Below are 21773 nucleotides of genomic sequence, written 5' to 3'. Positions count from 1 at the left end.
GGGGGCACCCCTTCCGGATGGGGTGCCACCCTCGGCACATGTCACGGCTCGCGCGGCGAGTGATCGGCGCGGCGGTGATCAGCTCGCCTGCTGCTGGGCGGTGGCGAGGCAGGCGGGGCCGAGGAGGGCCTTGAGGTCGCCGAAGAGCGCCGGGTCGGGAGTGACCCGGTGACGGTCGAGCCTCAGCACCGTCGTCTTGCGGGCGCCCTGCAACCGCACCCGGACCTCGGTGCTCCCCTTGTGGCTGGCGAGGACTTCACCGAGCCGGGCGACCAGCGGCGGCGTCACCTTCACCGTCGGGATGGAGATGGTCACCGGGGCGTTGGTCCCGGCGTCCGTGAGATCGGGGACCATCAGCTCCATGGCCACCAGGCGCGGCACGTCCTCGCGCTTGTCGAGCCGGCCCTTGACGAAGACGACGGCGTCCTCGACGAGCTGGGTCGAGACCAACTGGTAGGCGGCCGGGAAGAACATGCAGTCGATGGAGCCGCCGAGGTCCTCGACGGTGGCGATGGCCCACGCGTTGCCCTGCTTGGTCATCTTCCGCTGCAGACCGGAGATGATGCCGCCGATGGTGACGATCGCGCCGTCGGAGTAGTCGCCGGCCAGGGCCGACACGGAGGCGTCCGCCTTGTCGTCGAGGACGTGCTCGATGCCGAAGAGCGGGTGGTCGGAGACGTACAGTCCGAGCATCTCCCGCTCCTGCGCGAGCAGGTACGTCTTGTCCCACTCGATGTCGGAGAAGGTGACGTCGAGGCCGAAGCCCGGTTCGTCGCCCCCGGTCTCGTCGCCCATGCCGCCGAAGAGGTCGAACTGTCCCTCCGCCTCCTTGCGCTTGACCGCCACCACGTTGTCGATCATCGACTCGTAGTGCTCGGTCAGGCCCCTGCGGGTGTGGCCCATCTCGTCGAACGCGCCGGCCTTGATCAGCGATTCCACGGTGCGCTTGTTGCAGACCACGGCCTCGACCTTGTCCAGGAAGTCCGGGAAGGAGGTGTACTTCCCCTTGGACTTGCGGCAGCGGATGATCGAGTCCACCACGTTCTGGCCGACGTTGCGGACGGCCGTGAGGCCGAACAGGATGACGTCGTCGCCCTGCGCCGTGAAGTTGGCGTCCGACTCGTTCACGTTCGGCGGGAGCACCTTGATGCCCATGCGGCGGCATTCGTTGAGGTAGATCGCCGACTTGTCCTTGTCGTCGCGCACCGAGGTCAGCAGCGCGGCCATGTATTCGGCCGGGTAGTTGGCCTTGAGGTAGGCCGTCCAGTAGGAGACCAGGCCGTAGGCGGCGGAGTGCGCCTTGTTGAACGCGTAGCCGGCGAACGGCACCAGGACGTCCCACAGCGCCTGGATCGACTCGTCGCTGTAGCCATTCTTCCGGGCGCCCTCCTGGAAGATGGTGAAGTTCTTCGCCAGTTCCTCGGGCTTCTTCTTGCCCATGACGCGGCGGAGGATGTCGGCCTCGCCGAGCGAGTACCCGGCGATGATCTGCGCGGCCTTCTGCACCTGCTCCTGGTAGACGATCAGGCCGTAGGTGACGTCGAGGACCTCCTTGAGGGGGGCCTCGAGCTCCGGGTGGATCGGGGTGATGTCCTGCTGCTTGTTCTTGCGCAGCGCGTAGTTGATGTGCGAGTTCATGCCCATCGGGCCCGGCCGGTAGAGGGCCGAGACGGCTGAGATGTCCTCGAAGTTGTCGGGCTTCATCATGCGCAGCAGGGAGCGCATCGGGCCGCCGTCGAACTGGAAGACTCCGAGGGTGTCGCCGCGGGCGAGCAGGTCGAAGGTCTTGGGGTCGTCGAAGGGCAGGGACAGCAGCTCGATGTCGACGCCCTTGTTGGCCTTCACGAGCTTGACCGCGTCGTCCATGATCGTGAGGTTGCGCAGGCCGAGGAAGTCCATCTTCAGCAGGCCGAGCGACTCGCAGCTCGGGTAGTCCCACTGCGTGATGGTCACGCCGTCGGAGTGCCGCACCCAGACCGGGGCGTGGTCGACGATCGGCTCGCTGGACATGATCACGCCCGCGGCGTGCACGCCCATCTGCCGGACCAGGCCCTCCACACCCCGGGCGAGGTCGATGACCTTCTTCGCGTCGGGCTCGTTCTCGTACATCGAGCGGATCTCGCCGGCCTCGCTGTAGCGCGGGTGCGAGGGGTCGGTGATACCGGAGAGCGGGATGCCCTTGCCGAGGACGTCGGCGGGCATCGCCTTGGTGAGGCGGTCGCCGACCGCGTACGGGTAGCCGAGGACGCGGGCCGAGTCCTTGATCGCGTTCTTGGCCTTGATGGTGCCGTAGGTACCGATCATGGCGACCTTGTCGGCGCCGTACTTCTCGGTGACGTACCGGATCACCTCGGCGCGCCGGCGCTCGTCGAAGTCGATGTCGACATCGGGCATGGAGATGCGCTCGGGGTTGAGGAAGCGCTCGAAGATCAGGCCGTGGTCGATCGGGTCGAGGTCGGTGATGCCCATCGCGTACGCGACGATCGAGCCGGCCGCGGAGCCGCGGCCGGGGCCGACGGCGATGCCGTTGTTCTTGGCCCACATGATGAAGTCGGCGACGACCAGGAAGTACCCCGGGAACCCCATCTGGATGATGGTGTCCATCTCGTACTCGACCTGCTTCATCCGGTCGTCCGGGATGCCTCCGGGGTAGCGGCGTTGCATGCCGCGCATGGTCTCCTCGCGGAACCAGGTGACCTCGGTGTAGCCCTCGGGGACGTCGAACTTTGGCATGAGGTCCCGCTTGACGAACATGCCGTCGGTCTCCACCTGCTCCGCCACGAGCAGCGTGGTGTTGCGGCAGCCCTCCAGCCAGGCGTCGGAGGAGTCGACGGCGAGCATCTCGTCGGTCGACTTCAGGTAGTAGCCCGAGCCGTCGAAGCGGAAGCGGTCCGGGTCGGAGATGTTCTTGCCGGTCTGGATGCACAGCAGGGCGTCGTGGGCCTCGGCCTCGTGCGCGTAGGTGTAGTGCGAGTCGTTGGTGACGACCGGGGGGATGCCGAGCTTCTTGCCGATCTCCAGCAGTCCGTCGCGGACCCGGCGCTCGATCTCGATGCCGTGGTCCATCAGCTCCAGGAAGTAGCGCTCCTTGCCGAAGATCTCCTGGTACTCGGCGGCGGCCTTCAGGGCCTCGTCGAACTGGCCGAGGCGGAGCCTGGTCTGCACCTCGCCCGAGGGGCAGCCAGTGGAGGCCATCAGGCCCTCCGACCACTGGGCGATGGTCTCCTTGTCCATGCGCGGGTACTTCGTCAGCCAGCCCTCGGCGTAGGCGTCGGAGGAGAGGCGGAAGAGATTGTGCAGGCCCGTCGCGTTGGCCGCCCAGATGGTCTTGTGCAGGTAGGAGCCGGAGGCCGAGACGTCGTCGCGCTTCTGGTGCGGCTGGCCCCAGGTGACCTTGCGCTTGTTCCGCCGGGACTCCGGCGCCACATAGGCTTCGATGCCGATGATCGGGGTGATCCCGGCGCCCTTGGCCTGGTGGAAGAAGTCGTACGCCCCGTGCAGGTTGCCGTGGTCGGTCATGGCGATGTGCGTCATGCCCATCTCACCGCAGGCCTTGAACATGTCCTTCAGCCGTGCCGCCCCGTCGAGCAGGGAGTACTGGGTGTGGACATGCAGGTGGGTGAACGGCGTGGTCACGGGAAGCGACACCTCCGGCGTCGGTCGTCATCTGGCGGCGTTGGAATCCTACGCCGGGGGTCCGACAGCCGATGCCATTCCGTCCCTCCGGCCGCGTCCGTCCCTCCACCGCCGACGGCCGGCAACCGCGGCGGCCGAACCGGCGGGAGGCGGTCCGGCGCGGTCCGCCCTCCGTTCGGCGGCACTGCGCCGCGCGCCGGAGGACGGAACGCCCCGGGACGGCGCTACCCCTTGCCGATGGCCTGGTCGACGGCGGCTGTGAACTGCTCGGGGGTCATCGCCTGGACGTTCTCGATGGTCTTGCCGTCGAGCTTCACCGTGGGCGTGCCCTGGATGCCGTCGGCGCTGAACTGCTCGTCCATGGTCAGCGCCCACTTGTCGTAGGTGCCGTTGCGGACCGCGTTCTCGAAGGTCTTGTTGCCCTTGAGCGCGTCGACCTTCTGCGCCAGCTCGATCAGCTTGTCGGCGCTGCCGAAGTCGTCCTTGCTCTCCTCGGGGTGGACGTCCTTGGAGTACAGCAGTGTGTGGTACTGGACGAACGCGTCCTTGCTGACGTTCAGGGCGGCGCCCAGCGCGCTCAGCGCCTTCTTCGAGCCCTGGCCCTGGCCGAGGGCGCCGTCGAGGAAGGCGCCCATGGTGTAGTCGATCTTGTACTTGCCGTCCTTGGCGTCCTTCTGGACGGTCTCGCCGGAGGTCTGCTCGAACTGCGCGCAGACCGGGCAGCGCAGGTCCTCGTACACCTTCAGCGTGTGCTTGGCGTTCTCGTCGCCGATGACGATCGACGTGCCGTTCTTGCCCGAGGAGTTGGCGGGCTTCACCAGCGGCTTGTCCGCGGCCTTCTCCCAGTAGCCCGGCGCGTTCATCTTGACGACCGCCACGGCTATGCCGGCGCCGAGCGCCAGCACGCCGAGGACGCTGCCGCCGACGACCAGCTGCCGCCGCAGCCTGTCCCGCTTCGCCTGCCGCTCGCGCTCCGCTCGCAGCCGCTCACGGGCGGCGTTCTTGGCGGCCTGGCTGTTCCGCTTGCTCATGATGGTGTGGTCTCTCCGACTCGTCCGTACGTGGGGAAGGGGTGGTGCGCCGTGCTCAGTGGAAGCCGAGCCGGGCGGGCGGCCCTCGCCGTACGACCGAATACAGGAGCAGGGGCAGCGCCGGGACTGCGGACGCGGAGCCGACCGCGACGGGGCGGACGGCGCCGCGCGGACCGGCCGTCCGGAAGACGGCCACCGCGACGAGCAGCGGCCGGAAGGCGGCGCGCAGCAGGCGGTGCAGGGCGTCCTCACCGCCGCGCAGCAACCCGGCGGCGACCAGGCCGACGCAGATGTGCGCCAGCAGCAGCAGCCACGGAGAGGTGGTGGGGCCGTTCGCCCCCGGCGCCGTGGCGAGCGAGCCGCCGACGTCGCCGTGGCAGACCAGCACCTCGTTGATCGAGCGCCACGAGCCCGTGACGGGACCCCCGCCAGGGCCGTAGCAGGCGTTCTGGCCCGCGGTGAACAGCGTGTCGACGGCCAGTTCCAGCGGGACGAGCAGGGCGGCGATCGGCCGGTAGCCGCGCTCTCGGCCGCCGAGCGCGTACGCCAGCGCGAAGACGCCGGTGAAGGCCCCCGCCGTCGTCGTCATCGGCAGGGGCTCGTGCGAGAGCATGATGTGGGCGGTCGCGGACAGCGTGACGCACAGCGCGGCGAAGCATCCCGCGCGCAGTGCCCTCAGCCGGGGTCCGGTCCCTTCCATGGCGCAGAGTGTGCCATGCCGGTGTGTAAGCAATGCCTAAACCCCGGGAACGGCCAGGCACGAGCGCCCGGATCACAACCCCGGGATGCGGCCGTTGCGGAACAGGTCGACGAAGATCTGGTGGTCGGCGCGGGCCCGGGCGCCATAGGAGTGGGCGAACTCCACCAGCGACTCGGTGAAGCCCTCCTCGTCCCGCGCTATGGCGGCGTCGATGGCGTCCTCCGTGGAGAACGGCACCAGGGAGTGCCCGCTCTCGTCGTCGGCCGCCGCGTGCATGGCGGCGGTGGCCCGGCCGAGATCCGCGACGACGGCCTCGATCTGCTCCGGGTCGTCGATGTCCGCCCAGTCCAGGTCCACAGCGTACGGCGACACCTCGGCGACCAACTGACCGACGCCGTCGAGCTCCGTCCAGCCCAGATACGGGTCGGTGTTCGCCTGCAGAGCGCGCTGCGAGACCACGGTGCGGTGGCCCTCGTGACGGAAGTACTCGCGCACCGAGGGGTCGGTGACGTGCCGGGAGACCGCCGGCGTCTGCCCCTGCTTCAGGTAGATGACGACGTCGTTCTCCAGTGCGTCGGTGTGGCCCTCGAGCAGGAGGTTGTACGAGGGCAGGCCCGCGCTGCCGATGCCCACGCCGCGACGCCCCACGACGTCCTTGACCCGGTGGCTCTCGGGGTTGATCCGGCTGGTCTCCGGCAGCGTGTCCAGGTACCCCTCGAAGGCCCGCAGCACCTTCTCCCGGGTGCCGCCGTCCAGTTCCACCGCACCACCGCCCGCGGTGAAGCGGCGGTCCCAGGCGCGGATCTCCGTCATGGAGTCCAGCAACCCGACCCGGGTCTGCGAGCGGGCGTGGCGCAGCGCGTCCAGCAGCGGGCCCCGCGCGGTGTCCAGCGTCAGCGCCGGGACGGCCTCGCCCTGGGCGAGGGCGCGGACGCGCTCGCGGTAGGCGCTGGCGTAGCTGCGCACCAGAGCGGAGATCACGTCGTCGGCCAGGGCCTTGCTGTAGCCGATCAGCGCCATGGAGGCGGCGAAGCGCCGCAGGTCCCAGGTGAACGGGCCGACGTAGGCCTCGTCGAAGTCGTTGATGTTGAAGATCAGGCGGCCCGTGGCGTCCAGGTAGGTGCCGAAGTTCTCGGCGTGCAGGTCGCCGTGGATCCACACCCGGGACGTGCGCTCGTCCAGGAACGGGCTGCGCTCCTCGGCCTCGGCGAGGTCGGCGTAGTAGAGGCACGCGGTGCCCCGGTAGAAGGCGAACGCCGACGCCGCCATCTTGCGGAACTTGACCCGGAACGCCGCCGGATCCGCCGTCAGCAACTCACCGAACGCGGTGCCGAAGACCTCCAGTATCCGCTCACCGCGCTCTTCGTCCGTCGTCAGGCCTGCGGCCATCGCGCCTCCTCGGCTCGTCCATACCTGACGGGTCAACGCAGGAGCGCGCGCCCGCGTGCCCGGGCCGTGCGGGTTCTGCGCCGCCATGACTCATGGGCTGTCGGGCACTTCCGGCCGCGGCCGCGCGTTCTGGCTTGCGATGAACACCACCAGGGGGCGGGACACCGCGCGCCGTCGCCGGCGGCGCACCATCGTCGGACTGCTGCTGCTCGGCGGCCTCGTGCTGGCCGCCGTGGCGTGGCCCACACTCACGGCACAGGTCCGCGCGGCCAACTGGCCGAAGCAGCAGCCCCGTGGGCCGCAGCACATCACCGCCCGCATGGAGGCCGTCCGCGACGCCGTCGTCGAGGAGTTCGGCCCCCACGGCCTCAAGGGCGCCCCCGGCTGCTACCGCGAGGAAGGCGGCATCGTCGGAGGCGGCGAGCATCCCCTGGGGCGGGCCTGCGACTTCATGCTCATGCCCGCCGGCGAGAAGGCCACCGGCAAGCCCGACGCCCTGGGCGAGGCCATCGTGGCCTGGGTCAGGGAGCACGCGGACGAGTACGGCATCTGGTACGTCATCTACGAGCAGCACATATGGTCGAGCCGACTCCCGCAGCAGGGCTGGAAACTGATGGAGGACCGCGGGTCCATCACGCAGAACCACTTCGACCATGTGCACATATCGGTCTACTGAGGCGCCGCCCAGCCGAGCTGCGGTTTCCGACGGGACGGCCCGCTGGGCACCGTTGACGTCACTGGTTTCAACGTTGGTCACGAGTTGCTTCTGACCCACGACGAGGTGGTTGCGGCGGTCCCCCAGGCCGAGCGGGCCCAGGCTGTCTCCGGCGCCCGGCCGGACGAAGTCCTCTCCCGCGTGGCCGACTGGATGTGCGGCATGGGTGACGCTGCGGGGTTCGACACGGCGGAACTGCTCGACGCCCCTTGCGCGTGCTGCGCCACGCCGCTCGATCCGGCCACGGCGCCGCCGCGTCGTGCCGCTGGTACCGACCCGGTGCTGCCCCAGGCCGCGATCCGCTAGGTTGAACGCGTTCAAAGATGCCTGCGCCAGGGGAGGGGGCGGCCATGAGGGCTGGGACGGGGCGGCCGGAGACACGGACGAGGGTCGGGCGCCTGCAACGGGTGCTCGCGGCGGGGGCGCTGGCCGCTTCGGTGCCCGGACTGCTCTACGGTGTGCACAGCTACTACGGCGGCTTCTTCGTGCTGACCGTGCTCCCGCTGACGCTGCCACCGCTCCTGGGACGGTTCCCCAGGGTCTTCGCCCAGGCCTGCGTCGTCATCGCCCTGGCGCTGCTCGCCTGGTCCGTCGTCGGCGCGCAGATCGCGATGTATGTGTTCCTGCCGTCCGCCGCGCTGCTGCTGCTCGCCGCGGCCGCACGCCCCGCCGGGCCGCCCTCGGTCAGGGGCGTATCCAGCAGTAGAGCCGCCGCCCGTCCGCCGACGCGCGGCCGGCCAACCCGGCGAGCTCCTTGAGGAAGGGCCCGAGGACATCGGGGCCATGCGCCCCGTGCAGGCCGCCGGAGGAGCGGGACCAGCCCATGGCGACGTCGTCCAGCAGATCCGCGTCGAAGGCCGCGAGCGCGTCGCGGAAGGTGTCGGTGAGGGAGACGGCGACCACCCGGCCCTCGCCGGCCACCCCCACCAGGGCTCCGCGGCGTGGATCCGACCGCACCTCCTCCGGTGCGCGGCCGGTGATGAGGACCTCCGCGGGGAGCAGTTCCACGACCGGGTCGATGCCCCGCGTCACGTGCTGGTCGCGGCTGTCCGCCTCGGCACGGCGGAACGCGCGCACCACGGCGCGGGCGGCGTCCTTGTCGTCGGCGGCCGAGTAGTACCCGTAGAGAACACCCATGCTCCGGATGATCGCAGCAGGCACTGACAACGGCCGCCGTCCGCTGCGCCGTTACGCGTCCTGGGCGGCGAGGTCCGCCAGGAAGTCCAGGGCGACCGCCCAGGCCCGCTCGGCCGCCTCCGCGTCGTAGTCGTCGAGGTCCGGGTCGGTGAACAGGTGGCCGGCTCCCCGGTAGCGGTGGACCTCCACGTCGGCGCCCGCCTTGCGCATGCGCAGGTACCAGGCGTTCAGCCAGTCGTCGGGCTCGAAGGGGTCGGGCTCGGCGACGTGCAACTGGACGGGGATGTCGGTGGCCGCGTCCTCGGCGATGTCGGAGGTGCCGTGCAGCAGCAGCAGGCCTCGGGCCTTCTCGTCCGCGAGGGCGAGGTTCTGGGCGATGGAACCGCCCAGTGAGAACCCGGCGTACACCAGGCCGCGTTCGGAGAGCGGGCCTGAGACGGTGACGGCGCGCATCAGCAGTTCGTCACGGCCGATCCCGTCCTTGATGGCCATGCCCTCCTCGACGGTGTCCGCGGTGCGGCCCTCGTAGAGGTCGGGGACGAGGACCTCGTGGCCGGCCGCGCGCAACCGGTCGGCGGCGGCGTGCACGGCGGGACGGAGTCCGTAGGCCGAGTGGAACAGCACGATGGTCAGGCCGGAGCTCACAATGTCACTTCCCATGATCGGCGCACGGTCGGGTAAGGGCTCCATCATGCCCGTTACCGCTGAGGACGTGGATTCCGTCGTACGGCCGCTCGGCGTGGTGGGCGGCTCCCTGGTCGTCACGCTTGCCGTGGGCTGGGCCGTGGACCGCGCGCTGCGCCGGGCGGACGCCCGGCATCCGGAGACCCCGCTGTGGAACCTGCTGCGGCGCGCCCGGCTGCCGCTCCAGGTGGTGGTCTGCGGATCGCTGCTGCGCGTCTCGTACCCGCAGGCGCACCTCGCCCGCGGTCATACCCGCGAGGTCGCGCAGGTGCTGACGCTGGTGCTGATCGGGGCCTGTGCCTGGATGGTCGTCAGGGGCGCGGCGGCCGTCGTGGAGGCGTCCTACACACGGTACGCATCCGTCCACGCGCCCCGTGACGCGGCGCGGGTGCGACGGGTGCGGACCCAGGTGACGCTCATCCAACGGGTGGTCAGCGCGGTCGTCGGGGTGGTGGCGGTGGCGGCCATGCTGCTGACCTTCCCGGCGATGCGCGGCTTCGGCGCCTCCATGCTCGCCTCGGCGGGGCTGATCGGCATCGTCGCGGGCATCGCCGCGCAGGCGACGCTGGGCAACCTCTTCGCGGGACTGCAGATCGCCTTCGGTGACATGGTCCGGATCGGCGACGTGGTGGTCGTGGAGGGCGAGTGGGGGACGGTGGAGGAGATCACGCTGACCTATCTGGTGGTGCGCACCTGGGACGAGCGGCGGATCACCATGCCGGTGTCGTACTTCGCCGGCCGGCCGTTCGAGAACTGGTCCCGCGGCGACGCTCGGATGACCGGCACCGTCTTCTTCCACCTGGACCACGCCGCGCCCATGGACCTGATGCGCGAGCACCTGCACGACGTGCTCGAAGAGTGCGAGCAGTGGGACGGCCGGGCCTGGGGCCTGGTGGTGACGGACACCACGCCGTCGACCATCGAGGTCCGGGCGCTGGTGACGGCGAAGGACGCCGACGACATCTGGACGGTGCGCTGCCTGGTGCGGGAGCGCATGATCGACTGGCTGCGCCGAGAGCACCCGTACGCGCTGCCCCGCGTCAGCACGGCGACCGCCCCCGGCCCGGCCGAGGCCCCGGACCGGCGGCAGACTGTCCCCGGGGCCCGGGACATCGGCCCGGGCCCGGGGTCCCGGTAGGGCGGAACCGCAGCGGCTACCGGGACACCCGCAGGCTGCGCACGTCGAGCTGGCGCAGCACCCGGTCGACGATCTCGGGGTCGTAGCCGGGCTCGCTGCGGGCGGCGAGGACCTCGTGCCGGGCGGCGGAGAACATGTCGCGCTGGACGCGTTCGACGGTCTTGATGCGGCGCACACGGGCGGTGTGCCGCTCGCGCTTCTCGTCGCCGACGATGTCGGGGCAGATCCGGGCCCCCACGTCGAACGCGCGGCGGTGCAGGAGCTCCGAGACCTCCTCGGGGAACTCCTCGGTCGCCTCGAGTTCCTTCAGGCGCTGCTTGGCGGCGGCCATGGCGCGCAGCGCGAGCAGCATCTCCATGTCGTGCTCCATCTGGGTGTCGCTGCTCACCCCAAGCCGCCTGACGACCCACGGGAGGGTGATGCCCTGCAGCACCAGGGTGGCGAGGACGACGGAGAAGGCGATGAAGAGGATCTCGTCGCGCCCTGGGAAGGGCGCGCCGCTCGCCGTGGTGTGCGGGATGGCCAGCGCCAGGGCGACGGACGCCACGCCGCGCATACCGGACCACCACATGACGGCGGTCTCACGCCAGGTCATGGGGATGTCCTCGTCGAGGTCGCGCCTCTTGTGCAGCCGCCGGGTCACCGCGGCGGCCGGCATCAGATAGCCGAGCCGTACGAGGACGACAGCGCCGACGACGATCGCGGCGTGCCCGAACATCGTGCCCCAGCGGCCGGAGCCGGCGCCGAAGACGTTGTGCAGCTCCAGGCCGATGAGGCCGAAGGCCACGCCGGTGACGAGCGTGTCGACGACCTCCCAGAAGGTGGCGCCGACCAGCCGTCCCGTCACGTCGTCCGCGTCGCGGGCGTGTTCCGCGAGGAACAGCGCGGTGGTGAGCACGGCGAGGACGCCGGAGCCGTGGGCCTGGTCGGCGATCGCGTACGAGGCGAAGGGGACGAGCAGGGAGAGCCCGATCTGCAGGGTCGGGTCGCCCACCACCCCCATGAGCTTGGAGGCCGCCCAGCCCAGCACGACACCGACGGCGACCGCGACCACAGCGGACAGCAGCAGCTCGCCGAGCGCCACGGGCCAGGAGAAGGAGCCCGTCACGGCCGCGGCGACGGCCACGTTGTAGACGACGATCGCCGTGACGTCGTTGAACAGCCCTTCGCCCTCCAGGGTCGACACCATGCGGCGGGGCAGGCCCAGGCGCCCGGCCACCGCGGTGGCGGCCACCGGGTCGGGTGGGGCGACCAGCGCGCCCAGCGCCACGGCGGCGGCCAGCGAGACGCCGGGCACGATGACGGCGGCGATGGTGCCGACCACGGCGGTGGTGATCAGCACCAAGGCGACGGCCAGCAGGAAGATGGCCTTTCTGTTGGCGGCGAACTGCCGCCAGGACGTGCGCTGTACGGAGGCGTAGAGCAGTGGCGGCAACACGAGCGGCAGGATGAGCTCGGGGTCGATCCTGACGTTCGGCACGAAGGGCAGGAGGGCCAGCACGACCCCCAGCAGCGTCATCAGCACGGGCGACGGCAGCCCCAGCCGGTCGCCCAGCGGCACTACGACGATGGCCGCAAGCATCAGGGTGAAGAACAGCGCGAGTTGATCCACACCCCTAGCGTGGCATGTAAGCCGCCTTCACCCCGGTCAGAGCACTCGCCTCATCGACAGGTGCGGTATCCCCGCCTCCTCGTACTCCGCGCCGAAGGACGTGTAGCCGAGGCGCTCGTAGAAGCCGACGGCATGGGCCTGCGCGTGCAGTTCGACGGCGGACTGGCCGTGCCGCCGGGCCTCCTCCTCGATGGCGCGCACCAGGGCCACGCCGATGCCGCGCCCGCGGTTGGCGCCGGTCACGGCGAGCCGGCCGAGGATGCCGGTGCCGTCCTCACCGAGGAGCAGCCGTCCCGCGCCGAGCGCGCCGTCCGGGCCGGTGGCCAGGACGTGCACGGCGTCGGCGTCGCGAGCGTCGTACTCGAGGTCCGCGGGGACCCCCTGCTCGATGACGAACACCTCGTGCCGCACCGCGTAGTACGCCTTCAGGTCGTCCGGGTCGGCGGCGACCCGGACCTCGTAGTCGTTCTCAGGCACTGTCGGCTCGCACCGTGTCGAGGGCGTACTGCAGGTCGTCCGGGTAGGGGCTCTCGAACTCCACCCAGCGGCCGTCGTCGGGGTGGGAGAAGCCCAGGCGGACGGCGTGCAGCCACTGGCGGCCGATCTTGAGCCGCTTGGCCAGGGTGGGGTCCGCCCCGTAGGTCAGGTCGCCGACGCAGGGGTGGCGGTGGGCGGCCATGTGGACCCGGATCTGGTGGGTGCGGCCGGTCTCCAGCTTGATGTCGAGCAGAGAGGCCGCGCGGAACGCCTCGACGAGGTCGTAGTGCGTGACGCTGGGCTTGCCGTCGGCGGTCACGGCCCACTTGTAGTCGTGGTTCGGGTGGCGGCCGATCGGGGCGTCGATGGTGCCGCTGAGCGGGTCGGGGTGGCCTTGGACCAGCGCGTGGTAGCGCTTGTCCACGGTGCGCTCGCGGAACTGCTGCTTGAGGTCGCTGTAGGCGATCTCCGACTTGGCGACGACCATCAGCCCCGAGGTGCCGACGTCGAGGCGGTGGACGATGCCCTGGCGCTCGGCGGCACCGGAGGTGGAGATCCGGTAGCCGGCTGCGGCCAGGCCGCCGATGACCGTGGTACCGGTCCAGCCGGGGCTGGGATGCGCGGCCACGCCCACGGGCTTGTCGATCACGACCACGTGGTCGTCGTCGTACACGATGCGCATCCCGGGCACCGGCTCGGCGACGATCTCCACCGGGCGCGGCTGCGCGGGCATCTCGACCTCGAGCCAGGCGCCGCCGGAGACCCGGTCGGACTTGCCGGCCTCACTGCCGTCGATCGTCACCTTCCCGGCGGCGGCCAGCTCGGCCGCCTTGGTCCGCGAGAAACCGAACATGCGGGCGATGGCGGCGTCGACGCGCTCACCCTCGAGGCCTTCGGGGACGGGTAGCGATCGGACTTCGGCAGGCATACTCACCTGATCGAGTATGCCGGATCCGTGGGGCGTCCTTCGCCGCGCTCCCTTCGGCTCAGTCCTTGTGGACGGTTCCGTCCGGGTCGAGACCGCGGAAGGACAGCAGGACGATCAGGATGCCGCCGCAGACGATCGCCGAGTCGGCCAGGTTGAAGACCGCGAAGTGCGTGGGCGCGATGAAGTCGACCACATGCCCCTTGAGAAGGCCCGGAGAGCGGAACACCCGGTCCGTGAGGTTGCCGAAGGCGCCACCCAGCAGCAGCCCCAGCGCGATGGCCCAGGGCACGCTGTGCAGCTTGCGGGCGATCCTCGCGATCACCACGATCACGGTGACCGCGATCACCGTGAAGACGATGGTCATGCCCTGGCCGAAACCGAAGGCCGCGCCGGCGTTGCGCACCGCTTCGAAGCGCAGGTAGCTGCCGAGCACCTCGATGGGCTCGTGCCCCTCGAGCCGGGTCACCACCCAGATCTTGGAGAGCAGGTCGAGGACGTACGCGAGCGCCGCGACGCCGAGCAGCACGGCGATGCGCCGCGGCCCCTTGCCGGTGACCTCGTCCGTACCGCCGGTCGGCTCCTCGGCCGTCTCCGAAGCGGTCTCCTGTGCCTTCGCCATGTGAGTCCTTCAGCCCTGGTCTGCGCCAGTCCGGATCCTGACGCAGACGAGGTTACGGCACGTACGTCCGAACAGCGGGGGCGCGGGCGCGGGCGCAGCGATTCACCGTCTCCGCGGTCGCGCTCCGCATGCTCCGCGGAGGGCGGTCCGCGGCCTGCGGACGGCGGTCAGTGGCGCTCCTGGCGCTGCTTGCAGTCCACGCACAGCGTCGCCCGGGGGAAGGCCTGCATCCGCGCCTTGCCGATCGGCTTGCCGCAGGACTCGCAGCGCCCGTACGTGCCGGAGTCGAGCCGCTCCAAGGCGTGCTCGGTCTGGGCGAGCATCTCGCGGGCGTTGGCCGTCAGAGCCATCTCGTGCTCACGTGTGATGTTCTTGGTACCGGTGTCTGCCTGGTCGTCCCCGGCGCCGTCGCCCGAGTCGCGCAGGAGGCCGGTGATGGCGTCCTCCGAGGTGGTGATCTCGGACCGCAGCCGTTCCATCTCGGCCAGCAGTTCTGCGCGCGCCGCGTCCACCTCCGCCTCGGACCACGGCTCCTCGTCCGGCCGTACGGCCAGGTCACCCGCGGCTACGGCGCCCGGCGCCTGGGCGATGCGGGCCGTGGGGAGCGCCGAAGCCGACGCCTCCGCCGCGGCCGTACCGGCCGCCGTCTTCTTCGCAACCACCTTCTTGGCTCCCGTCGTCGTGGCCTTCGCGGCCTTCGTGGTCTTCGCTGCCCCGCGGGCGGCCGGGCCGCTGCCGACAGTGGCGCCCGTGGCCGTGCTCTTCGCGGGTGCGGCCGCCCTGCCGGTCCTGCCCGTTCCGGAGGTGCCGCCCTCGGCCGTCTTCCGGGCCTTCCCGGCCTTCGGTGCGGGGGCGGTCTTCTTCGCCGGCGGCGCCTTCGCCGCCGTCGCCGCCTTCTTCGCCGGTGCGGCCTTCCCGCCCGCCGCCTTCCTCGTCGTCGCCGCCTTCTTCGCCGCGGTCGGCGCCTTCGCGGGCTTCTCCGCCGCCGTCCCCGTCCTCTTGGCGGGGGGCGCGGTCCTGCCCGCCGTGCGTCCCGTGGTCTTCCGCGTGGACGCCGCCTTGGTCGTCGTCTCCTCCGCCACGGCCGCCTTCTTTCCTGCGGCCTTGGCCGCGGTCTTCCCCGCGGCAGGTGCCGCGGCCTTCTTCGCGGCGGGTGCCGCTTTCCGTACGACAGCCTCTTTCGCGGGCGCCTTCTTCCGGGCCGCGGCCTTCTTCGCGGGGGACCTGGTGGACGTCGCCGCCTTCTCCTCCGCCGCCGGCGTGCGCGCTATCGACCGCTTCCCCTCGGCCGCTCCTTCGCCGGCCACGGCGGTCTTCTTGCGAGTGGGGGACGCGGCCGGGGCCGGGGGCTTGGCCGTCGCCTTGCGCGCGGTGGGCGCGGCCTTCCGCCGGGCCGCGGGGGCGGCCGCCGGTGCCGTCTTCTTCGCCGTCGTCTTCTTCGTGACGGTGGTCTTCTTCCCCACCATGGCCGAGCCCCTTCACATACTGTGATATTGCTCGTGAATCGTTCCGGAACGATAAATCGGCTCCGGACCCGCGGCAACGGGGCTCGCCGCCTGATCCGCCTGCCGCGCCGGGTCGGGAGGCAGGTGTGCCAAAGTGTGCCCAGCTCTCCGCGAGGTAATCCGGAGGCAACGGGTGACAGGGCGCGGACCGGTCCATTCGGGTCACACCGGCCCTTCGCGGAAACCCGGCCGACAGCGCGCCCCGCTGCCCCTTACACTGGGCGGAGCGAAAGGCGTGGAAGGGGACGAGTAGCGCCGCACGCAGCCCATAGCGACCCGGGGACGGTGGAAGCCCGGGGGTGTGCGCGACGTGAAGATCACCCCCGAGCCGCCGGAAGAAAGCCCGCACGGGCGAGTAGACCCGGCAGCGCGACCCCAACGAGGGGGTTGCGGACGAGTCCCGCGAGGGCCGCCCGCAACCAAGGAGGGTGGTACCGCGGGAGCACTCACAGCAGGCGCTCTCGTCCCTCCGACGGAATACGCACGCGCACGTGTCCGCCGGAGGCAGAATCCGATGACGCAGTACCGCCAGGTCCCCGCCCAGGTCGACCTGCCCGCGCTGGAGCACGACGTGCTCGCGTTCTGGCAGGAGAACAAGGTCTTCGCCCGCTCTCTCGAGCAGAGCGAGGGCAAGCCGGAGTGGGTCTTCTACGAGGGCCCGCCGACCGCCAACGGCATGCCCGGCGCGCACCACATCGAGGCTCGCGTCTTCAAGGACGTCTTCCCGCGCTTCAAGACGATGCAGGGCCACCATGTGACCCGCAAGGCCGGCTGGGACTGCCACGGCCTGCCGGTGGAGCTCGCCGTCGAGAAGGAGCTGGGCTTCTCCGGCAAGAAGGACATCGAGGCGTACGGCATCGCCGAGTTCAACGCCAAGTGCCGTGAGTCGGTGACCCGGCACACCGACGCCTTCGCCGAGCTGACCACCCGCATGGGGTACTGGGTGGACCTCGACGACGCCTACCGGACCATGGACCCGGAGTACATCGAGTCCGTCTGGTGGTCGCTCAAGCAGATCTTCGACAAGGGCCTGCTGGTGCGGGACCACCGCGTCGCGCCCTGGTGCCCGCGCTGCGGGACCGGCCTGTCCGACCACGAACTGGCGCAAGGGTACGAGACCGTGGTCGACCCCTCGGTCTACGTGCGCTTCCCGCTCACCTCGGGTCCGCTCGCCGGCGAGGCCGCGCTCCTGGTGTGGACGACCACACCCTGGACGCTGGTCTCCAACACCGCGGTCGCCGCCCACCCTGACGTCACCTATGTCGTCGCGACCGACGGCGAGGAGAAGCTGGTCGTCGCCGAGCCGCTGCTCGGCAAGGCGCTCGGGGAGGGCTGGGCGGCCACCGGGCAGAGCTTCACCGGGCGCGAGATGGAGCGCTGGACCTACCGGCGGCCCTTCGACCTGGTGGAGATCGAGGGCGCGCACTTCGTCGTCAACGCCGAGTACGTGACGACCGAGGACGGCACCGGCCTGGTCCACCAGTCGCCCGCCTTCGGTGAGGACGACCTGAAGACCTGCCGCGCCTACGGCCTGCCCGTCGTCAACCCGGTGCGGCCCGACGGCACCTTCGAGGAGGAGCTGGCGCTCGTCGGCGGTCAGTTCTTCAAGAAGGCCGACGAAGTCCTCGTCGACGACCTGCAGTCGCGCGGGCTGCTCTTCCGGCACCTGCCGTACGAGCACAGCTACCCGCACTGCTGGCGCTGCCACACCGCTCTGATCTACTACGCGCAGCCGTCCTGGTACATCCGCACGACCGCGGTCAAGGACGCCCTGCTCCGCGAGAACGAGCGCACCAACTGGTATCCGGAGGCGGTCAAGCACGGCCGCTTCGGCGACTGGCTCGACAACAACATCGACTGGGCGCTGTCCCGCAACCGCTACTGGGGCACGCCTCTGCCCGTCTGGCGCTGCGAGCAGGACCACCTCACCTGCGTCGGCTCGCTGGCCGAGCTGTCGCAGCTGACCGGCGCCGACCAGACCGGCCTCGACCCGCACCGCCCCTTCATCGACGACGTCACCTTCGCGTGCCCGCAGTGCTCCGCCGAGGCCGTGCGTGTGCCCGAGGTCATCGACGCCTGGTACGACTCCGGCTCCATGCCGTTCGCGCAGTGGGGCTACCCGTACCGCAACAAGGAGCTCTTCGAGGGCACCTACCCGGCGCAGTTCATCTCCGAGGCGATCGACCAGACCCGCGGCTGGTTCTACACGCTGATGGCCGTCGGCACCCTCGTCTTCGACCGGAACGCCTACGAGAACGTGGTCTGCCTCGGCCACATCCTCGCCGAGGACGGCCGGAAGATGTCCAAGCACCTGGGCAACATCCTCGAGCCCATCCCGCTCATGGACCAGCACGGCGCCGACGCCGTGCGCTGGTTCATGGCGGCCGGCGGCTCGCCCTGGGCGGCCCGCCGGGTCGGCCACGGCACGATCCAGGAGGTCGTCCGCAAGACCCTTCTGACGTACTGGAACACCGTCGCCTTCCAGGCCCTTTACGCCCGCACCTCCGGCTGGGCCCCCGGCGAGGCCGATCCGTCCCCGGCCGACCGCCCGCTGCTGGACCGCTGGCTGCTGGGCGAGCTGGGCACCCTGGTGCGGGACGTCACCGACGCGCTGGAGTCCTACGACACCCAGCGCGCGGGCAAGCTGCTCTCGTCCTTCGTCGACGATCTGTCCAACTGGTACGTGCGCCGCTCGCGGCGCCGCTTCTGGCAGGGCGACAAGGCGGCGCTGCGCACCCTGCACGACGTCGTCGAGACGGTGACCCGCCTCATGGCCCCGCTGGTGCCGTTCATCACCGAGCGCGTCTGGCAGGACCTGGTCGTCCCGGTCACTCCGGGCGCCCCCGAGTCGGTGCACCTGGCGAGCTGGCCCACGGTGGACGAGACGCTGATCGACCCCGTCCTGTCCGAACGGATGACACTCGTGCGCCGGCTCGTGGAGCTGGGCCGTGCCACGCGGGCCGAGTCCGGGGTCAAGACCCGTCAGCCGCTCTCGCGGGCCCTGGTCGCCGCGTCGGGCTTCGAGGCGCTCGACGAGGAACTGCGGGCGCAGATCGCCGAGGAGCTCAACGTCGGCTCCCTGGCGTCGCTGAGCGAGGTCGGCGGCTCCCTCGTCGACACCACGGCCAAGGCCAACTTCCGCGCCCTCGGCAAGCGCTTCGGCAAGGGCGTCCAGGCCGTCGCCAAGGCTGTCGCCGCGTGCGACGCGGCGGCGCTGTCGCTGGCGCTGCGCGAGGGCAACGCATCGGTGGTCGTGGACGGCGAGACGGTCGCCCTGACGCCGGAGGAAGTGATCATCACGGAGACCCCGCGCGAGGGCTGGTCCGTCGCGTCCGACTCCGGCGCGACCGTGGCGCTCGACCTCGAGATCACCCCCGAGCTGCGCCGGGCCGGCCTGGCCCGCGACGTCATCCGGCTCGTCCAGGAGGCCCGCAAGAACAGCGGCCTGGACGTGGCCGACCGCATCGCCCTGCGCTGGACCGCGGTCGACCCGGAACTGGCCGAGGCACTCGCCGAGCACGCGCAACTCGTCGCGGACGAGGTCCTGGCGACGGACTTCGCCTCCGGCGCCCCGGAGGAGGGTTACGGCCCGGCCTTCACGGACGAGGTGCTCGGGCTCACGTTCCACCTCCGCAAGCGGTAGCCCCCCGGGCAGACGCTGACGCCCCGCCCACGGGTTCCGTGGGCGGGGCGTCAGCGTTTGGTGCGCACCCCGCGAGGCGGCCACGCCATCGGACCTCACCAGGGCGCTCTGCCCACCGCCGGTGGACCTCACACCGCAACCCGGAGTCACCCCGGACGCCAGCGAGGGTTCAATGGGCACGTGCGGGGCCGCCCCGAAGGCCGCCCCCGACCCACCCACTCACGTGCGCCCCCTACAGTGCCGACCCCAGCGTCACGTGCCCGCCCCCCGCACAGCGCGCGAAAGGGCCGGGCCCCCGAGGGAAGCGATTCCCTGGGGGCCCGGCCCTCTGTGGTGCCGCGATCGCATGAGCGACCGCCGTCGCGCAGCGACTAGTTGTCGTCCTCGTCGATCAGGAACCCACGCATCGGCGTCGGCGCCTGCTGCAGCGGCGCCGGTCCCTGCGGCCGTACCGGTGCCATCGGCTGCGTCATGGCCGGCGACATCTGCTGCTGGCCGCCGTACGTCGGGGTCTGCCCGCCGACGCCGCCCATGCCCTGACCGCCGCCGTAGCTCTGACCGCCACCCATGGTGCCGGCACCGGCCGTGGCCATACCGCCGCCCATCGTGCCGCCCATGCCTCCGGAACCGGAGGAGAGCGACGCTGCCGCGGGGGTGCGCGGCGGGGCGAGCGAGTCGTCGGCCTGGTTCTCCAGCTGGCGCAGCTGGCTCTCCAGGTACGACTTCAGGCGGGTGCGGTACTCGCGTTCGAAGCCGCGCAGATCCTCGACCTTGCGCTCCAGCGTGGCGCGGGCGGACTCCAGGGAGCCCATGGCCACGCGGTGCTTCTCCTGCGCGTCCCGCTCAAGGGCGTCGGCCTTGGCGCGGGCGTCGCGCTCCAGGCCCTCGGCGCGGCTGCGGGCCTCACCAACGATCTTGTTCGCCTCGGAGCGCGCTTCGGCGATCGCCTGGTCGGCCGTCTGCTGGGCGAGCGAGAGCACCCGGGCGGCGCTGTCACCACCGGGGCCCTGCTGCTGCATCGGGTGACCGGGGCCGCCCATGGGGTGCTGGCCCATCGGACCGGGACCCATGGGGCCGCCCTGCATCTGGCCTTGACCCATCGGACCCTGACCCATCGGACCCTGGCCCATCGGACCGGGACCCATGGGGCCGCCCTGCATCGGACCCTGGCCCATCGGACCGGGGCCCTGCTGTGCGCTGGGCCCGGCGGGCAGGGCGAGGCCACTGCCGGGTCCCTGGGGACCGGGGCCGCCCATCTGCTGGGGCGGCACCGGCTGCGGTCCTGATATGGCGGCGGGCACGGGAGCCCCGGGACCGCGGCCGTCCTGCGGCTCGGGCTTGCGCATGCCCTGCTGCTGGTTCTGGGCGGCGGCACGGGTCGCCGCGGCCAGCTTGGCCCGCAGGTCCTCGTTCTCGCGGAGCAGTCGGGTCAGTTCCGCCTCGACCTCGTCGAGGAAGGCGTCCACCTCGTCCTCGTCATAGCCTTCTCGGAGGCGGACGGTGGTGAACTGCTTGTTCCGCACGTCCTCGGGGGTCAGTGGCATCTCTTCACCTCAACGTGATCGTCGACATATCGGGAGCCCGCATCGGTCATCCTCGCAAGCCCCCCACGACGGTGAGCAGGATGTACACGATGATCATCAATACGAAGAAGGACAGGTCGAGCGCCACGCCCCCGAGACGTAGCGGCGGGATGAACCGCCGCAGAAGCTTGAGTGGCGGATCGGTGACAGTGTAGGCGGCCTCCAGAACGACCACCATGGGCTTCCCAGGCTGCCACGATCGGGCGAACTGGAAAACGTAGTCCATCACCAACCGGAAGATCAGGACAAGCAGGAAGCACATCAGCGCGATCCACAGCACCTGGAGTGCGATGTCCATCGCGCTTCCCTCTCCCCTGCCCGGTCATGGGCCTCGCGGCCGGTTTCGTACGGTTGCGTATCTCAGCTCTGATTGAAGAACCCGCCTTCGGCGATGCGGGCCTTGTCCTCCGCCGTGACATCGACGTTAGCAGGCGACAGCAGAAACACCTTCTGCGTCACCCGCTCGATACTGCCGTGCAGACCGAAGACCAACCCGGCGGCAAAGTCGACAAGTCGCTTCGCGTCCGTGTCGTCCATCTCCGTCAGATTCATGATCACCGGCGTGCCCTCACGGAAGTGTTCCCCGATCGTACGGGCTTCGTTGTACGTACGGGGGTGGAGTGTCGTGATCCGGTACGGCTCTCGTTCCGACACGACCTTAGGCATGATCACCGGTGCGTTCTTCTCCAGGCTATGGCGTTCTTGTGTGATAGATGCCACTGAGGCGATCCGGGGCTCCCGGGGGGCCGGAGCGTGCACGATGCGCGCCGGTTCCTCCGGTTGTGTCTGGTGCGGTGGCTGGTGGGACTGGTGCGGGCGGCGGGAGCGCTCCGGCTCGGGTTCGGGTTCGAACTCGTCGTCGGGGTCGAATCCCGGGCCGTCGTACCCGTCGTCCTCCACGAGGCCGAGGTAGACCGCCATCTTGCGCATCGCGCCGGCCATGCTCTGCGTCCTCTCAGCGGGGAAAGACCATATT

General features: G+C 70.7%; 20 protein-coding genes. 6 read left to right on the top strand and 14 right to left on the bottom strand.

Annotated features, from left to right (window positions below; translation table 11 throughout):
• Positions 1 to 78 precede the first annotated feature (78 nt).
• The 4 genes from dnaE to AC3ET4_RS20415 all read right to left on the bottom strand — a co-directional run bounded on the left by dnaE (position 79) and on the right by AC3ET4_RS20415 (position 6756).
• Positions 79 to 3636 carry a DNA polymerase III subunit alpha gene (gene dnaE, locus AC3ET4_RS20430; protein WP_431951410.1) on the bottom strand — a complete coding sequence of 1186 codons (3558 nt, stop codon included), beginning with the start codon at positions 3634 to 3636 and terminating at the stop codon, positions 79 to 81.
• 224 nt (positions 3637 to 3860) lie between these two features.
• Positions 3861 to 4667, bottom strand: coding sequence for a DsbA family protein (locus tag AC3ET4_RS20425; protein WP_431951409.1), 807 nt, complete (start codon positions 4665 to 4667; stop codon positions 3861 to 3863).
• A 55-nt stretch (positions 4668 to 4722) separates the two neighbouring features.
• A complete protein-coding gene (locus AC3ET4_RS20420) occupies positions 4723 to 5367 on the bottom strand; it encodes a hypothetical protein (RefSeq protein ID WP_431951408.1) in 645 nt (214 codons plus the stop codon).
• A 72-nt stretch (positions 5368 to 5439) separates the two neighbouring features.
• Positions 5440 to 6756 (bottom strand): DUF2252 domain-containing protein, encoded by a 1317-nt coding sequence (locus AC3ET4_RS20415; protein ID WP_431951406.1) that lies wholly within the window; start codon positions 6754 to 6756, stop codon positions 5440 to 5442.
• A gap of 139 nt (positions 6757 to 6895) precedes the next feature.
• Here AC3ET4_RS20415 and AC3ET4_RS20410 point away from each other — a divergent pair, with 139 nt between their 5' ends.
• The 3 genes from AC3ET4_RS20410 to AC3ET4_RS20400 all read left to right on the top strand — a co-directional run bounded on the left by AC3ET4_RS20410 (position 6896) and on the right by AC3ET4_RS20400 (position 8229).
• Positions 6896 to 7432 (top strand): VldE C-terminal domain-containing protein, encoded by a 537-nt coding sequence (locus AC3ET4_RS20410; RefSeq protein ID WP_431951404.1) that lies wholly within the window; start codon positions 6896 to 6898, stop codon positions 7430 to 7432.
• 84 nt (positions 7433 to 7516) lie between these two features.
• Positions 7517 to 7777 carry a hypothetical protein gene (locus AC3ET4_RS20405; protein WP_431951402.1) on the top strand — a complete coding sequence of 87 codons (261 nt, stop codon included), beginning with the start codon at positions 7517 to 7519 and terminating at the stop codon, positions 7775 to 7777.
• A gap of 44 nt (positions 7778 to 7821) precedes the next feature.
• Positions 7822 to 8229: a hypothetical protein gene (locus tag AC3ET4_RS20400; RefSeq protein ID WP_431951400.1), complete on the top strand. Its 408-nt coding sequence runs from the start codon at positions 7822 to 7824 to the stop codon at positions 8227 to 8229.
• Here the strand turns inward: AC3ET4_RS20400 and AC3ET4_RS20395 are convergent.
• Positions 8156 to 8608 (bottom strand): hypothetical protein, encoded by a 453-nt coding sequence (locus tag AC3ET4_RS20395; RefSeq protein WP_431951398.1) that lies wholly within the window; start codon positions 8606 to 8608, stop codon positions 8156 to 8158. The two genes, AC3ET4_RS20400 and AC3ET4_RS20395, sit on opposite strands and share 74 nt — an antisense overlap.
• A 51-nt stretch (positions 8609 to 8659) precedes the next feature.
• Positions 8660 to 9268 carry a dienelactone hydrolase family protein gene (locus tag AC3ET4_RS20390; protein WP_431951396.1) on the bottom strand — a complete coding sequence of 203 codons (609 nt, stop codon included), beginning with the start codon at positions 9266 to 9268 and terminating at the stop codon, positions 8660 to 8662.
• 52 nt (positions 9269 to 9320) lie between these two features.
• Here AC3ET4_RS20390 and AC3ET4_RS20385 point away from each other — a divergent pair, with 52 nt between their 5' ends.
• A complete protein-coding gene (locus AC3ET4_RS20385; protein WP_431951416.1) occupies positions 9321 to 10430 on the top strand; it encodes a mechanosensitive ion channel family protein in 1110 nt (369 codons plus the stop codon).
• Positions 10431 to 10446: 16 nt separating this feature from the next.
• Here the strand turns inward: AC3ET4_RS20385 and AC3ET4_RS20380 are convergent, their stop codons facing one another.
• From AC3ET4_RS20380 to AC3ET4_RS20360, 5 genes are all read right to left on the bottom strand, one after another.
• Entirely contained in the window at positions 10447 to 12042 is a 1596-nt protein-coding gene (locus tag AC3ET4_RS20380) for a Na+/H+ antiporter (RefSeq protein WP_431951394.1), read from the bottom strand.
• A 36-nt stretch (positions 12043 to 12078) separates the two neighbouring features.
• Complete coding sequence (locus AC3ET4_RS20375) at positions 12079 to 12519, bottom strand: GNAT family N-acetyltransferase (protein ID WP_431951392.1); 441 nt, start codon at positions 12517 to 12519, stop codon at positions 12079 to 12081.
• Positions 12512 to 13447, bottom strand: a complete 936-nt coding sequence (locus AC3ET4_RS20370; protein WP_431951390.1) for an RluA family pseudouridine synthase — start codon at positions 13445 to 13447, stop codon at positions 12512 to 12514. The genes AC3ET4_RS20375 and AC3ET4_RS20370 overlap by 8 nt, the downstream gene beginning before the upstream one ends.
• A 58-nt stretch (positions 13448 to 13505) precedes the next feature.
• The gene (gene lspA / locus AC3ET4_RS20365) at positions 13506 to 14066 is read right to left on the bottom strand and encodes a signal peptidase II (RefSeq protein WP_431951388.1); all 561 of its coding nucleotides are present in this window, start codon (positions 14064 to 14066) and stop codon (positions 13506 to 13508) included.
• 167 nt (positions 14067 to 14233) lie between these two features.
• Positions 14234 to 14728, bottom strand: a complete 495-nt coding sequence (locus tag AC3ET4_RS20360) for a TraR/DksA family transcriptional regulator (RefSeq protein WP_431951386.1) — start codon at positions 14726 to 14728, stop codon at positions 14234 to 14236.
• Positions 14729 to 14732: 4 nt separating this feature from the next.
• Between AC3ET4_RS20360 and AC3ET4_RS20355 the strand changes: the two genes are divergently transcribed.
• Together AC3ET4_RS20355 and ileS are read left to right on the top strand one after the other, a co-directional pair.
• Positions 14733 to 15557 carry a hypothetical protein gene (locus AC3ET4_RS20355; RefSeq protein WP_431951384.1) on the top strand — a complete coding sequence of 275 codons (825 nt, stop codon included), beginning with the start codon at positions 14733 to 14735 and terminating at the stop codon, positions 15555 to 15557.
• A 528-nt stretch (positions 15558 to 16085) separates the two neighbouring features.
• A complete protein-coding gene (gene ileS / locus AC3ET4_RS20350; RefSeq protein ID WP_431951382.1) occupies positions 16086 to 19214 on the top strand; it encodes an isoleucine--tRNA ligase in 3129 nt (1042 codons plus the stop codon).
• 371 nt (positions 19215 to 19585) lie between these two features.
• Here ileS and AC3ET4_RS20345 read toward each other — a convergent pair whose 3' ends face one another.
• From AC3ET4_RS20345 to AC3ET4_RS20335, 3 genes are all read right to left on the bottom strand, one after another.
• Positions 19586 to 20758 (bottom strand): DivIVA domain-containing protein, encoded by a 1173-nt coding sequence (locus AC3ET4_RS20345; protein ID WP_431951380.1) that lies wholly within the window; start codon positions 20756 to 20758, stop codon positions 19586 to 19588.
• Between the two features lie 46 nt (positions 20759 to 20804).
• Entirely contained in the window at positions 20805 to 21095 is a 291-nt protein-coding gene (locus AC3ET4_RS20340; RefSeq protein ID WP_431951378.1) for a YggT family protein, read from the bottom strand.
• 62 nt (positions 21096 to 21157) lie between these two features.
• The gene (locus AC3ET4_RS20335; RefSeq protein WP_431951376.1) at positions 21158 to 21739 is read right to left on the bottom strand and encodes a cell division protein SepF; all 582 of its coding nucleotides are present in this window, start codon (positions 21737 to 21739) and stop codon (positions 21158 to 21160) included.
• Positions 21740 to 21773: the final 34 nt, after the last annotated feature.

The organism is Actinacidiphila sp. bgisy167, assembly GCF_057707665.1.
Note: the sequence above shows the minus strand (reverse complement) of the source record. Positions and strands in the feature narration are given on the sequence as shown.